The sequence below is a fragment of the Rhodococcus sp. NBC_00297 genome (assembly GCF_036173065.1).
GTDB lineage: Bacteria > Actinomycetota > Actinomycetes > Mycobacteriales > Mycobacteriaceae > Rhodococcoides.
On sequence record NZ_CP108041.1, the window covers coordinates 1349408 to 1362634 of the forward strand.

The 13227-nt window shown below is 67.3% G+C and carries 13 protein-coding genes; 8 read left to right on the top strand and 5 right to left on the bottom strand.

All coding sequences use genetic code 11. The features are described from left to right. Window positions 1-27: 27 nt before the first annotated feature. Window positions 28-888, top strand: a complete 861-nt coding sequence (locus OG947_RS06450; RefSeq protein ID WP_056446493.1) for a helix-turn-helix transcriptional regulator — start codon at window positions 28-30, stop codon at window positions 886-888. Window positions 889-946: 58 nt separating this feature from the next. On the opposite strand, the gene OG947_RS06455 is transcribed toward OG947_RS06450, so the two are convergent. Next, window positions 947-1306, bottom strand: coding sequence for a VOC family protein (locus tag OG947_RS06455; RefSeq protein ID WP_222628033.1), 360 nt, complete (start codon window positions 1304-1306; stop codon window positions 947-949). Between the two features lie 174 nt (window positions 1307-1480). Here OG947_RS06455 and OG947_RS06460 point away from each other — a divergent pair, with 174 nt between their 5' ends. The 3 genes from OG947_RS06460 to nhaA all read left to right on the top strand — a co-directional run bounded on the left by OG947_RS06460 (window position 1481) and on the right by nhaA (window position 5636). After that, window positions 1481-2353, top strand: a complete 873-nt coding sequence (locus tag OG947_RS06460) for an alpha/beta fold hydrolase (RefSeq protein ID WP_328813384.1) — start codon at window positions 1481-1483, stop codon at window positions 2351-2353. Between the two features lie 147 nt (window positions 2354-2500). Beyond that, a complete protein-coding gene (locus OG947_RS06465) occupies window positions 2501-4288 on the top strand; it encodes a BCCT family transporter (RefSeq protein ID WP_374197695.1) in 1788 nt (595 codons plus the stop codon). 25 nt (window positions 4289-4313) lie between these two features. Then, window positions 4314-5636, top strand: coding sequence for a Na+/H+ antiporter NhaA (gene nhaA, locus OG947_RS06470; RefSeq protein WP_328810350.1), 1323 nt, complete (start codon window positions 4314-4316; stop codon window positions 5634-5636). Window position 5637: 1 nt separating this feature from the next. Here nhaA and OG947_RS06475 read toward each other — a convergent pair whose 3' ends face one another. After that, window positions 5638-6021, bottom strand: a complete 384-nt coding sequence (locus tag OG947_RS06475; RefSeq protein WP_307097582.1) for a MerR family transcriptional regulator — start codon at window positions 6019-6021, stop codon at window positions 5638-5640. 79 nt (window positions 6022-6100) lie between these two features. Continuing rightward, entirely contained in the window at window positions 6101-7606 is a 1506-nt protein-coding gene (locus OG947_RS06480; protein ID WP_328813385.1) for a SulP family inorganic anion transporter, read from the bottom strand. 128 nt (window positions 7607-7734) lie between these two features. Here OG947_RS06480 and OG947_RS06485 point away from each other — a divergent pair, with 128 nt between their 5' ends. The 3 genes from OG947_RS06485 to OG947_RS06495 are packed head-to-tail and all read left to right on the top strand — an operon-like array spanning window position 7735 to window position 9592. Next, window positions 7735-8097, top strand: coding sequence for an ArsR/SmtB family transcription factor (locus tag OG947_RS06485; protein ID WP_328810352.1), 363 nt, complete (start codon window positions 7735-7737; stop codon window positions 8095-8097). Beyond that, window positions 8094-9182, top strand: coding sequence for an ACR3 family arsenite efflux transporter (gene arsB / locus OG947_RS06490; protein ID WP_328813386.1), 1089 nt, complete (start codon window positions 8094-8096; stop codon window positions 9180-9182). Before OG947_RS06485 ends, arsB begins: the two co-directional genes overlap by 4 nt. Beyond that, a complete protein-coding gene (locus OG947_RS06495; RefSeq protein WP_328813387.1) occupies window positions 9182-9592 on the top strand; it encodes an arsenate-mycothiol transferase ArsC in 411 nt (136 codons plus the stop codon). The genes arsB and OG947_RS06495 overlap by 1 nt, the downstream gene beginning before the upstream one ends. Window positions 9593-9650: 58 nt before the next feature. On the opposite strand, the gene OG947_RS06500 is transcribed toward OG947_RS06495, so the two are convergent. Further along, window positions 9651-10277 carry a DUF305 domain-containing protein gene (locus OG947_RS06500; protein ID WP_328813388.1) on the bottom strand — a complete coding sequence of 209 codons (627 nt, stop codon included), beginning with the start codon at window positions 10275-10277 and terminating at the stop codon, window positions 9651-9653. An 85-nt stretch (window positions 10278-10362) separates the two neighbouring features. Beyond that, the gene (locus OG947_RS06505; RefSeq protein ID WP_328813389.1) at window positions 10363-10794 is read right to left on the bottom strand and encodes a DUF6153 family protein; all 432 of its coding nucleotides are present in this window, start codon (window positions 10792-10794) and stop codon (window positions 10363-10365) included. 363 nt (window positions 10795-11157) lie between these two features. Between OG947_RS06505 and OG947_RS06510 the strand changes: the two genes are divergently transcribed. After that, window positions 11158-13224 carry an MMPL family transporter gene (locus tag OG947_RS06510; RefSeq protein ID WP_328813983.1) on the top strand — a complete coding sequence of 689 codons (2067 nt, stop codon included), beginning with the start codon at window positions 11158-11160 and terminating at the stop codon, window positions 13222-13224. The last annotated feature ends 3 nt before the right edge of the window (window positions 13225-13227 follow it).

The window sequence follows — 13227 nt, forward strand, 5'->3', positions numbered from 1 at the left end:
CGCCTCCGGTCGTCCTACGCTGAATTCATGGACACCAAGGCCGAGGTTCGCGAGTTCCTCATGACCCGCCGCGCGAGGTTGACACCGGAGGCAGCGGGCATTACGACCAGTGGTACCCGTCGGGTGGCCGGCCTGCGTCGCAGCGAAGTGGCGTCGCTGGCCGGCCTGTCGGTCGAGTACTACGCCCGCATCGAGCGCGGCGCCATCGGCGGCGCATCGTCGTCGGTGCTCGACGCGCTCTCGCGCGCCCTGCAGCTCACCGACACCGAACATGCGCATCTGCTCGATCTGGCTCGCGCGGCCGACGGTGTCCCCACGTCGGGACGCCCCCGTCGCAGGGCGGAGCGCATCACCCCACCTCGCATCAGCCTGCAGTGGGCACTCGACTCCATCACCGACGGCGTCGCTTTCGTGCGCAATCGACGGCAGGATCTGCTGGCCACCAACGAACTGGGAAAAGCGTTCTACGCGCCTGTCATCGGTGACGGCGGCCGGGTGCCCAACCTGGCTCGGTTCCAGTTCCTCGATCCGCTGTCGCGGGAGTTCTATCCCGACTGGGACCTGTTCGCGCAGATGTGCGTCTCCATCATGCGTGCGGAGGCCGGCCGGGACCCACACGACAAGGGCCTGCAGGACCTCGTCGGCGAATTGTCCACACGCGACGAGACGTTTCGCAGGCTGTGGGGAGCACACGACGTCCGCACTCACGGCGCCGGGACCAAACGCTTCCACCATCCCGTCGTCGGCGAGGTCCACCTGGCCTACGAGGAACTGGTGATCACCGCGGACCCCGGTTCCGTCCTCATGGTCTACACAGCGGAGCCCGGATCCCCGAGCGCGGATCGACTGCGACTGCTGGGGTCCTGGTCGACTGAAGCAGCCCGCTGATCGTGTACTCCCGACCCCGGAATCCGGGGTCTCGATTCCACTGTCGTCATCGCGTGGTTCAGGACGCCGCCCACACACCCAGCACGGTGCCGCTCGGATCGGCGAAGTGGAAGCGTCGTCCACCTGGAAAGTCGTAGGGGCCGGACACCACCGATCCGCCAGCGGCCTCGACCGCCTCGGCCGATGCGTCCAGGTCGTCGGAGTAGAGCAGCACGAGTGGTCCTCCCGCCGGCGCGGGGGTCTCGACCACGGCCAGCCCACCGACCTCGGCGCCGTCGGCTCCCACGATGCCGGCGTACGTCGGGCCGTAGTCGACGAACGTCCATCCGAAGGCACCCGCGTAGAAGGCCCGAGCGACCGTCAGGTCGGTGACCGACAGCTCGATGTAGTCGATGCGGTGGTGCCTGGTCGTCGCCATTGCCCGATCATGCCGGTCGAACACGCCCGGCGCGTGTCCTTCCGCGGGACCTCTGTCGCCGAGTGGCAACCCGCCGACCGCACGAGTAGTGTCCTCCCACGGTGTGCCGGGAAGTCTGGTCGGCGGTCGCTTCCGCGACCCCGAACGACGTCCAGCAGGAAGAGGCACCTCGACATGATGCTCGCCGTCGACACGGGCACGTACCGGACCACAGCAGGCCGAGACGCCGTGCAGGAATGGTGCCGACGCAGACTCGCCGACTGGTCCACGCCGCACACCGTTCGCCGGATCGACACCTCGCTCGGCTCGACCGTCGTCACGTCCGTCATTCGACCCGACGCGCAGCGCACCGTCGTGGTGGTGCCCGGCGAGCTGTCTTGCGCGGCACTTCTGACGCCGCTGATCGATGCGATGCCCGACGCCACGGTGCACGTCGCCGACATGCCCGGCCAGCCCGGGCTCAGTTCGGGGGTGCGCCCGCGCCGGGGCCGGGCCTCGGCCGACTACGGTCGCTGGCTGGAGGACACCCTCACGCAGATCGGCGGCCCGCGGCCGGTTCTGCTGGGCATCGGGAGCGGCGCCGCGGCGGCCCTCTCCGCCACCTGCCGATCGTCGGTCGGCGCGATGGTGCTGGTCCGTCCCGAAGGCATCGTCCCGGTCTCTCGCCCCGATGGGCGGTTCCTGCGACGCCGCACGTCAGCGCACAGCACCTCCAGGGCGGTGGCCGCACTCTGCGGACAGCATTTCCGTCCGGACGACGACCTGGTGGAATGGCGACTTCTGGTGTCGACGCATTGCGCCGGAACGCGCGCGGATCGCCACATCTCGGAGCGGCGGCTCGCGGAGTGGAGCCGCGCGGTGCCGCTCGAAGTGGTGGCGGGATCGTGTGATCCGGTGCTCGACCACCGTCGACTGGACGACCAGGTGTGGGAGATCACCGGTCGGGACACGACGGTGCTCGACGACTGCGGTCACCTCCCGGAACACGAATGCCCGCGGGCGCTCACCGCCGCGATCGAGCGGGTCGACCGACTGGTCCGGACGTAGCGGATTCGCGTCCACCCCGGCCTCACCGCCATGATCGACTGACCGATCGTCTATTTCTCAGGATGTGAACAAGTGAATTCAGTACGATCCGCCTGGCGCGGAATACGCAAACCGGTATTCATTCCCGCGTCCGCGATCATCGTCGCCATGATCGTTTTCTCCGTCATTTTCGCGGGTACCGCGGCCGACGCATTCGAGGCCCTCAACGGGGCCATCACCGACGGTGTCGGATGGTGGTACATCCTGACGGCGACGGGATTCGTCGTCTTCGCCCTCTACTGTGGCGCCAGCCGTATCGGCAACATCCGCCTCGGCCGCGACGACGAGAGCCCCGAATTCGGCGTCCTCTCCTGGTTCGCGATGCTCTTCAGCGCCGGTATGGGCATCGGACTGGTGTTCTACGGCGTCGCGGAACCGTTGTCGCACTACATCACTCCCCCAGTTGCCGGGGGTGTCGACGGATCGACCGACGCGGCCGCCAACCAGGCCATGGAGCTCACCCTGTACCACTGGGGTCTGCACGCATGGGCGATCTACGTCGTCGTCGGTCTCGGACTCGCGTACATGACCTATCGCAAGGGCCGCCCCCTGTCGGTTCGCTGGCTCCTCGAGCCACTGCTCGGACGGCAACGGATCGAGGGCGGTATCGGTCACGCCATCGACGCGATCGCCATCATCGGAACGCTGTTCGGCGTCGCGACCTCACTCGGTTTCGGTGTTCAGCAGATCTCCGCCGGTCTGTCCTACCTCGGCTGGGTGGAGACGAACAATTGGCTGACCATCGCCCTCATTGCCTTCGTCACGTTGCTCGCCACGTATTCCGTCGTCTCGGGTGTGTCGAAGGGCCTGAAATGGCTCTCCAACATCAACATGGCACTCGCCGCCGGCTTGGCTGTGTTCGTCCTGATCGCCGGACCGACGCTGTTCCTCATGCAGTCGTGGGTGCAGAACCTCGGTGGGTACGTCCAGGCGCTGCCGGAATTGATGCTCCGTACATCGCCTTTCGCCGAGGACGGGTGGGCCGGCGCCTGGACCATCTTCTACTGGGGATGGTGGATGAGCTGGGCACCGTTCGTCGGCATGTTCATTGCACGGATCTCGCGCGGCCGCACGATCCGCGAATTCGTCTTCGGCGTGCTGCTCGCACCGACTCTCGTCGGCTCGCTGTGGTTCACCATCTTCGGTGACTCCGGAATCCTCCGTCAGCGCAACGAGGGCACCATGCTCGCCGACGACGGAACCGTCGGCACGGACACGAGCCTGTTCCAACTTCTCGACGGTCTTCCGCTCGCGACCGTCACGAGCGTTCTCGCCATCGCGGTGATCGTGTTCTTCTTCGTCACCTCCTCGGACTCCGGCTCACTGGTCATCGACATCCTCTCCACCGGTGGTGATCTCGACACACCCAAGATCACCCGCGTCTACTGGACCGTGCTCGAGGGCGTCGCTGCCGCTGTTCTGCTGCTGATCGGTGGATCCGGATCACTCACGGCCTTGCAGACGGCGTCGATCGCGACCGCGGTGCCGTTCTCGATCATCATGGTGCTGGCGTGCGTGTCACTCCTGAAGGCCTTCCGCTACGAGGTGGCCACCACGCCGTCCTACGTCCGGATAACCCCTGCCGGAGATGCACCGCCCGTGGACGGCACGACACCGGCGAGACGGCCGGAGCGCGGCGGTATCTCCACCACGTTCGCCGGTCTGTCCCCGTCGAAGGACGGCCTGTCCACTCCGTCCGGGCTGCTCGCGGTCCAGTCGGTACCGCAGAGCCGACTACAGATCGACCCGGACACCGGCGCCGTCCAGTACTCGGAGCACGACGAGCCGGTCGATCCGCTCGGCGGCGAGGTCTTCGACACCCCCGAGTTCGCGGACTCCGCCGAAGGCGAAGCCCACCAACGCCGAACCGACGCCACCGCGTACGACAACTCCTGATCGTCAGAGCACCGAAGGGCACCCCATGACGTCATCCTCGCCACCTCCCACGCGTCGCAGTCTGCTCTCGCGGGGGTCGTGGTCCGAAGCCTCGCGCATCACCGACGTGCTGCGCAAGGAGACCGTCGGGGGTGCCCTGTTGCTGGTCGCCACGGTGATCGCTCTCGTCTGGGCCAACTCCCCGTGGTCGGCCGCCTACGACACGCTCATGGCGACACGAGTGGGCCCGTCCGCGCTCCACCTCGATCTCACTCTCTCCACATGGGCCGCGGACGGCTTGCTCGCGATCTTCTTCTTCGTCGTGGGCCTCGAACTCAAGCGCGAATTCGTCGCCGGCGACCTCCGCGACCCGGCGCGTGCGGCACTGCCCATCGCGGCCGCAATCGGCGGCATGGCCGTACCCGCACTGATCTTCGTCGTCGTCAACCTGCGCACCGGTGACGGCGCACTGCTGGGGTGGGCCATTCCCACCGCGACCGACATCGCCTTCGCGGTCGCCGTTCTCGCCGTCGTCAGCACGCACCTACCGCTCGCCCTGCGCACCTTTCTGCTCACGCTGGCCGTCGTCGACGATCTCCTCGCGGTGACGGTGATCGCGATCTTCTACACCGCCGACCTGAACTTCGTGGCGCTCGGCGCCGCGATGATCCCGCTCGCCCTCTTCGCCGTCGCCGTGCAGCGACGGATCCGGTCGTGGTGGATTCTCGTTCCCCTCGCGGTCGTCACCTGGGTTCTCATGCACGAGTCCGGCGTTCACGCCACGGTCGCCGGCGTGCTGCTCGGATTCGCGGTGCCGGTGATCCGCAGTCGCGCCGCCGGCGGTCCGGAGGCCGGTCCCGGTATGGCCGAACACTTCGAACATCGCATCCGACCTCTCTCAGCCGGTGTCGCAGTGCCGCTCTTCGCATTCTGCGCCGCCGGCGTGACCGTCGGCGGCGTGTCGGGCTTCTTCGAGGCGCTCGGCGACCCGATCGCCATCGGCATCGTCGCGGGACTGGTGGTCGGCAAGACCATCGGCGTGCTGGGCACCACGTATCTCGTGTCCCGCTTCACCCGTGCCACTCTCGATGCCGGACTCGCGTGGCGTGACGTGTTCGGCGTCGCCGTTCTCGCCGGCATCGGTTTCACCGTCTCGCTGTTGATCGGCGACCTCGCCTTCGGTGAGAGCACCGAGCGAGACGATCACGTCAAGGTCGGAGTGCTGACCGGATCGGTGATCTCGGCGTGCATCGCCGCCGCGATTCTGCGCAGCCGAAACCGCGCGTACAAGCTGATCCACGAGGAGGAGACCCGCGACGACGATCACGACGGCATCCCCGACGTGTATCAGCGCCGCGAGGAGAGCTGACTCAGAGTTCGGTGACCGGCCTGCGGGCCGCGAGCAGAGCTGCGAACTCCTCGCCGTAGGCAAGATGGCGTCGCAACGTCTCGCATCGGTCCAGCGCCTTGTCGTGGCATTGGTCGACGAACTGTGTTGCGGCAGCACGGTCCTCGTCGTCGGCATCGCCGTTCCCGAGGACGTCGAGGGCTGCGAGCAGCTCGCCCATCTCGGCCAGCGTGAACTCCAGCGGCTTCATTCGCCGGATCACCAACAATCGCTCGACGTCGGCCTCGGTGTAGAGCCGGAATCCGCCGGCCGATCGCGCCGACGGGACGACGAGACCCACCGAGTCGTAGTGGCGCAGTGTGCGAATGGACAGTGCCGTGCGCTCGGCGACCTCACCGATCTGCATGCTCTCGCCCACTGTCCCGCTCCTTCGTCGTACGTCGAGTGTGCGTCGACTCTAGTTCCGACCCGGAGACCGGGCCCGATCAGTGTCCTGCGCCGAGATTTCCGCTGAGCCGGTCCCGTCGTTCCACGGACGACGCGTTCAGCCCCACGATCTCGACCTTCTTGCCCCTCGCCGCGTACTTCGTGGTGACGGCATCGAGCGTCGCGACCGTGGAGGCGTCCCAGATGTGGGACTCCGACATGTCGATGACGATGTTCTCGGGGTCACCGACGTAGTCGAACTGGTGGATCAGATCGTTGCTGGAGGCGAAGAACAGCTCTCCCAGGACCTTGTAGACGCGCGTGTTCTCGTCCGGGTGCGCCACGTCGACCACCTCGGTGAGGTGCGCGACCCGCCGCGCGAAGAGCACCATCGCGGTGACGACACCCACGATGACGCCGTAGGCCAGATTGTGGGTCGCGACGGTCACGGCCACTGTGGCGACCATGACGAGCGTCTCGCTCTTGGGCATGCGCCGCAGGGTCGACGGACGGATGCTGTGCCAGTCGAACGTGCCCACCGAGACCATGATCATGACCGCGACCAACGCGGCCATCGGGATGAGTGCCACGATGTCGCCCAGTCCCACCACGAGGATCAGCAGGAACGTCCCGGCGAGGAAGGTCGAGATCCGGGTACGAGCGCCGGAGACCTTCACGTTGATCATGGTCTGGCCGATCATCGCGCAGCCGCCCATGCCGCCGGTGAAGCCCGTGACGAGGTTGGCGACACCCTGGCCCCAACCCTCGCGGGTCTTGTTCGAGCGCGAATCGGTGATGTCGTCCACCAGCTTTGCGGTCATGAGTGATTCGAGCAGACCCACCAGTGCGATGGCGAGCGAGAACGGCGCGATGATCGACAGGGCGTCGAGGGTGAACGGCACGTTCGGGAGCAGCAGCGTCGGAAGCGAGGACGGCAGCTCGCCCTCGTCGCCGACATCGGGAACCTGCAGCGCGAACACGAGGGTGGCGGCGGTGAGCATCACGATGGCGATCAACGGTGCGGGCACGACGGTCGTCAGCTTGGGAAGGAACACCATGACCACGAGACCCACTGCCACGAGGGGATACACCAGGGCGGGCACGCCGATGAGGTAGGGCAACTGCGACGTGAAGATGAGGATGGCGAGCGCGTTGACGAACCCGACCATCACGCTGCGCGGAATGAAGCGCATCAGCTTCGCCACTCCGACGACGCTGAGCACGATCTGCAGGACGCCACCGAGGATCACGGCGGCGATGAGGTAGTCGAGGCCGTACTCGCGTGACAGTGGCGCGACGACGAGGGCGATCGCTCCGGTGGCGGCGGAGATCATGGCCGGACGACCGCCGACGATCGAGATGGTGACCGCCATCGTGAAGGACGCGAACAGTCCGACGCGGGGATCGACACCGGCGATGATGGAGAACGAGATCGCCTCCGGGATCAGCGCCAGCGCGACGACCAGGCCCGCCAGCACCTCGGTCTTCAGACGTCGAGGTGAGCGCAGCGCGGCCAGCACCGAGGTGTCCTCGGGTGGGGCGACGGTCGAGCCGGCGTGGGACATGACGAGCCTCTTTCACGGTGCGGGACTGCCGGAGGCCGAGCACGGCCCTCCGCTGGGCGGAACCCTACTCTCACCGGAGAGTAGAGTGCGAATTGACCGAGACCATCGACAACCGTCAATATAGAAGAATGTCGAATCAGTCAGAGCCCGCCACGGGTGTCCGATGCTCGCCCCTGGTTCGTGAACCTCTGACCGAGCAGCAGTCGCACATCCTCGCGTCGATGTTCAAGGCGCTGGGCGACCCGGTCCGGTTGCGCCTGCTCAGTCTCATCGCGAGTCACGACGGTGGGGAGGCGTGCGTGTGCGACATCTCCGGATCCTTCGACCTGTCGCAGCCGACCATCTCCCATCACCTCAAGGTGCTTCGCCAGGCCGGCCTGCTCGACTCCGAGCGGCGCGGAACCTGGGTCTACTACCGCGTGGTTCCCGATGCGCTGCAGCAGTTGTCGGCCGTCATGGCCACCGTCGACCCGACGGTGGTGACCGCATGAGCACCGCGGCGAACACCAGCGACCACCCCGCCGTCGTCGGCAAGCTCTCCACCCTCGACCGCTTCCTCCCGGTGTGGATCGGCGTCGCGATGGTCGTCGGGCTGCTGCTCGGTCGCGTGATCCCCGGGATGAACGACGCCTTGTCGTCGATCTCCGTCGACGGTGTGTCCCTGCCGATCGCGATCGGCCTGCTGATCATGATGTACCCGGTGTTGGCCAAGGTCCGCTACGACCGGCTCGACACCGTCACCGGTGACAAGAAGCTCCTCCTCGGTTCTCTCGCTCTGAACTGGATTCTCGGCCCCGCCTTGATGTTCGCGCTGGCCTGGCTGTTCCTCCCCGACCTGCCCGAGTACCGCACCGGACTGATCATCGTCGGACTCGCCCGCTGCATCGCGATGGTCATCATCTGGAACGACCTCGCCTGCGGCGACCGCGAAGCCGCCGCCGTTCTCGTGGCGATCAATTCGGTCTTCCAGGTGGTCATGTTCGCCGTCCTCGGCTGGTTCTACCTCTCCGTGCTCCCCGGCTGGCTCGGTCTCGACCAGACCACCATCGAGGCATCACCGTGGCAGATCGCGAAATCCGTGCTGATTTTCCTGGGCATCCCGTTGATCGCCGGATTCGCCTCTCGGTACTTCGGCGAACGCGCCAAGGGCCGCGACTGGTACGAGACATCGTTCATCCCCAAGATCGGGCCGTGGGCGCTCTACGGACTGCTGTTCACCATCGTTGTCCTCTTCGCCCTGCAGGGCGACCGCATCACCTCCCAGCCCCTGGACGTCGTGGGCATCGCGCTCCCGCTTCTGGTGTACTTCGCGGTGATGTGGGGCGGCGGATACGCCCTCGGCGCAGCGATGGGACTGGGCTACGAGCGCACGACGACCCTGGCGTTCACCGCGGCGGGCAACAACTTCGAACTCGCCATCGCTGTCGCGATCGCCACCTACGGCGCCACGTCCGGTCAAGCCCTCGCCGGCGTCGTCGGACCCCTGATCGAAGTCCCTGTGCTCGTGGGCCTGGTCTACGTCTCGCTGGCACTGCGCAGACGATTTTCAGCCACCCGACAGACGAAGGAATCCTGATGTCCCGCAAGCCGAGTGTGTTGTTCGTCTGCGTGAAGAACGGTGGCAAGTCGCAGATGGCCGCAGGGCTGATGCGCACGGTTGCCGGTGACGATGTCGAGGTGCATTCCGCCGGGACTGCCCCCGGCAGTGCAGTCAACGCTCTGTCCGCCGAGTCGCTGCGCGAGGTCGGAGTCGATCTCACCGGTGAGCACCCCAAGCCGATCGATCCGGATCTGATGTCCCGGATGGACTACGTCGTCACCCTCGGCACCGAGGCGACCGTCGACCCGGTCGAGGGACCGACCTACCTGAACTGGGACACTGACGAGCCGTCGACGCGAGGTATCGAGGGCATCGAGCGGATGCGCCTGGTGCGCGACGACATCGCCACGCGCGTCGACGAACTCGCGGCGCGACTGCGGATCTGACACGGGCCGCACCCGACGGCCGGCACTCCCGGTCGGAGTGGCGGCCGTCGGCCGGAGGTCAACCGAGAAGTTGTTCCATCCTGGCGATCTCGGCGTTCTGCGTGTCGACGATCGTGCGAGCCATCGCGACCGCGTCGTCGTTCGAGCCCTCCTCGATCTCCGTCTCCGCCATGGCGACCGCACCTCGATGATGGTCGATCATCATCGTCAGCCACCGCTGGTCGAACTCGTCGCCGGACAAGGCCGTCAGGGAGGCCATGTCCTGCGAACTCATCATTCCGCTCCCCGACCCGTGATCCATGCCCTGCATGTCGTCGGGCGTTGCCGACGGAGACGGCTGACCCCACTCCGCCAGCCATGAGGCCAACTGGTCCATCTCGGGTGCCTGCGCGTCCGCGATCTCGTCGGCGAGCGTGACCACGTCCGGGTTCGTGGAACGCCCGTCGACCATGGAGGCCATCTCGACAGCCTGAGCATGGTGCGGGTACATCATCGATGCGAACGCGACGTCGGCGTCGGCGAAGTCCGCAGCGGGATCCTGAGACGGCGCGGACTCCATGGACGAGGAACCCATCGAGTGGCCCTCCATCGACGCGGACGATTCGTCGTCGCCACAACCGGCGACGAGGGCGACTCCGATCGCGGCAGCGGCGAGTGTGGTGACTGTCGTGTTCTTGACATGCATGGGCGTACTCCTGAGGTGTGTCGAACGGGATAGGGGTCTGAATCGACGTGCGATCCGCCGGGGCATCACTGCCCCGGGCTCCCCGTCACACCCGCAGAAGTACCGAGTCGTCCAGCGAGGACAGCGCCCATGGTGGAGCTCGACCTGCGCGGGCGACGATCACGACGACACGGTCGGATGCGTCATCGAGCGCCGGCAGGCACTCGACGGCCCCGATCGGGACCGACATCGGCGGGAACGAGGTGACCGTCCCGATGCACGGATGCATCATGTCGTGACCGCCGGGACACGGCAGTCGCTCCGCCGCCGGACCGGGCTCCGCGATGTGCGTGGCGGCGTCAGCGTGGACCTCCGCGTCCATCGACGCGTGGTGGTTCGGCATCGCTTCATGGGCCGCGGCGGTCTGGACGGGCACCACCATGTGCATCAGCACCACGCCCAGTGCGATCGAGACGGCCCACCAGGCCATCTGCACAGCGAGGGTCAGCGAACGTCGCTGCCGAAGACTGTGCAACACGGGCCCCAGTGTACCGACGAGTACCCCCTGGGGGTACGTCGGCGGTCGTCGCACCGACACCCGGCAACCTCGGTCAGATACCCCAGGGGGTACTTGCATACCCCCCCTCGTATGTGACACGGTGTGCGCAGTCCAGCGGATCGAACGCGGAAGGAGTGTCCAGTGGGCCCCCCTGCCGAATGCTCACAGTTCCACCGCTGAGCACACCCTCACACCACTTCTCGACGATGGCCGATCCAGGCCCTTCACATACCCCCACCCGTATAGGAGTCCACCGTGTCCCAGTCCGACACCGTCGCCGAATCCCGGCCCGGCGACCACCACGACAGTGCCCCCGGCCGCCTCGGCCGGTGGGGCGCAGCCATGGTCACCCGCCGCCGCTGGGTCTTCGGCACCTGGCTGATTCTGCTGATCGCCCTCGGATCCGCTGCACCGTCGGTGTTCTCGTCCCTCGCCGGCGCCGGGTGGCAGGCGAACGGATCGGAATCGGTGCAGGTCCGCGAGCTCGCCGAGGAACACTTCGGCGGCAACTCCTCCGCCGCGGTGCAGGTCGTCGTCCACAGCGACTCCGGTGCGCTGACGGACCCGGAAGCGACTGCCGCTCTCACCGGCGCGACCGACATCCTGAACGCCGACCCGCGTTTCGGTGAGATCGTGCCCCCGCAGCCGGGGATGACGATCAGCCCCGATGGGCGCACCGGCATCCTGATCGCCGGCGCCGACGGCACCACCGACGAGATGGTCACCGCCGTCGACGACGTCAAGGACCAGCTCACCGCACTCTCCGGCGACGGTGTCGAGGTCTACCCCACCGGCGCGTCGGCGCTGTGGTCGGACTTCGACAAGGCCAACCACGACGCGATGATCCAGGCCGAACTCATCTCCTGGCCCGTCACCCTCGCCATCATGGTTCTCGCGTTCGGCTCGCTCGTCGCCGCCGGACTCCCGCTGCTCTTGACCATCGCCGGTCTCGTCGCCTCCGCCGGCGGGCTGGTCCTGCTGAACGAGATCACCCCGATCTCGGTGTGGGCCATGAACTTCGCCATGATGTTCGCCCTCGCACTCGGCATCGACTACGCACTGTTCCTCGTCGCCCGCTTCCGCGACGCCCTGCGCTCCCGCGATCCCCGCGCGGCCGTCGCCGAGACCATGGACACCGCCGGCAAAGCCGTGGTCCTGTCCGGACTCACCGTCCTCGTCAGCTTGTCCGCCGTGCTGATCGTCCCCGCCCCCGCGGTGCGGACCATGGCCGTCGGGATCATGCTCGCCGTCACCTTCGTCCTGCTCGCCACCCTCACCCTGCTCCCCGCCGCCCTCGGCGCGCTCGGACCGAAGGTCGATGCCGCGTCCCTTCCCTACGCCAAGCGTCAGCAGCACCGCTCGTCGGTGTTCGCCGCGTGGGGCGCTCTCCTGCACAAGCACCCGTGGCCGTTCGCGCTCGCCTCGATCGGCGTCCTCGTCGCACTGGCGCTGCCTGTTCTCGGCCTGAAGGTCGCGATGCCGTCGATCTCCGTCGTCCCCGAGGACGCGCCCGTGCGGCAGGGCTACGCCCTCGTCCAGCAGCAGTTCGGCGACGGAGCCCCCGGCGCACTGCAGATCGTCGTCTCTGACACCGACTCCGCAGACACGGCCGCCGCCGCGGCGCAGGTGTCCGGCATCGCCATGGTCACCCCACCGCAACCCGCCGCCGACGGCTCCGGCTACGCACTCCTGCAAGCGATTCCGGCGGTCGACCCCTCCGACGAGTCGATGGGCACCATCCTCGCCGACCTGCGCGGCGAGCTCCCGGAGTCGGCGCTGGTCGGCGGCGCCCCCGCGGAGAACCTCGACCTGCAGCAGGCCCTGAACGGCTCCCTGCCGCTCGTCGTCACGATCATCCTGATCCTCGGGTTCGTGCTGCTCCTCGTCGCACTGCAAGCACCCTTGATCGCGTTCCTGGGCACCGCGGTCAGCCTGCTCTCCACCGCCGCCGCGTTCGGCGTCGCGAAGCTGATCTTCCAGGACGGGCACAGCGCCTCGCTGCTCGGCTTCACTCCGCAGGGCTTCCTGAACGGCTGGGGACCGGTGTTCTTCTTCGCGATGATCTTCGCCATCGCCATGGACTACACCGTGTTCCTCCTCGCCACCGCCAAGGAGCACGTCGAGCGCACCGGCGACGCGACGACGGCGATGATCGACGGTCTCGCCCACTCCGGGCGGGTCATCTTCGCCGCGGCCGCGGTGATGGTGGCGGTGTTCTTCACCTTCGCCCTCGCCGACCCGCTCCCGCCGAAGGAGATGGGCATCATCCTCGGCGTCGCCGTGCTTCTCGACGCCATCCTGATTCGGTTGATCCTGCTGCCCGTCCTGCTCCGACTGACCGGCTCCGCCGCCTGGTGGTCACCGGCCTGGCTCCGCAAGGCCCTCCCGTCCATCAGCTTCTCCCACTGACAC

Bases quoted from the DNA above. Each gene is read 5' to 3' on its own strand.
- OG947_RS06500 (WP_328813388.1), bottom strand. From the start codon at position 10,277: ATGCATGTCAAGAACACGACAGTCACCACACTCGCCGCTGCCGCGATC.
- OG947_RS06460 (WP_328813384.1), top strand. From the start codon at position 1,481: ATGATGCTCGCCGTCGACACGGGCACGTACCGGACCACAGCAGGCCGA.
- OG947_RS06495 (WP_328813387.1), top strand. From the start codon at position 9,182: ATGTCCCGCAAGCCGAGTGTGTTGTTCGTCTGCGTGAAGAACGGTGGC.
- OG947_RS06510 (WP_328813983.1), top strand. From the start codon at position 11,158: ATGGTCACCCGCCGCCGCTGGGTCTTCGGCACCTGGCTGATTCTGCTG.
- OG947_RS06485 (WP_328810352.1), top strand. From the start codon at position 7,735: ATGTCGAATCAGTCAGAGCCCGCCACGGGTGTCCGATGCTCGCCCCTG.
- OG947_RS06465 (WP_374197695.1), top strand. From the start codon at position 2,501: ATGATCGTTTTCTCCGTCATTTTCGCGGGTACCGCGGCCGACGCATTC.
- OG947_RS06450 (WP_056446493.1), top strand. From the start codon at position 28: ATGGACACCAAGGCCGAGGTTCGCGAGTTCCTCATGACCCGCCGCGCG.
- OG947_RS06480 (WP_328813385.1), bottom strand. From the start codon at position 7,606: ATGTCCCACGCCGGCTCGACCGTCGCCCCACCCGAGGACACCTCGGTG.
- nhaA (WP_328810350.1), top strand. From the start codon at position 4,314: ATGACGTCATCCTCGCCACCTCCCACGCGTCGCAGTCTGCTCTCGCGG.
- arsB (WP_328813386.1), top strand. From the start codon at position 8,094: ATGAGCACCGCGGCGAACACCAGCGACCACCCCGCCGTCGTCGGCAAG.
- OG947_RS06455 (WP_222628033.1), bottom strand. From the start codon at position 1,306: ATGGCGACGACCAGGCACCACCGCATCGACTACATCGAGCTGTCGGTC.
- OG947_RS06475 (WP_307097582.1), bottom strand. From the start codon at position 6,021: ATGCAGATCGGTGAGGTCGCCGAGCGCACGGCACTGTCCATTCGCACA.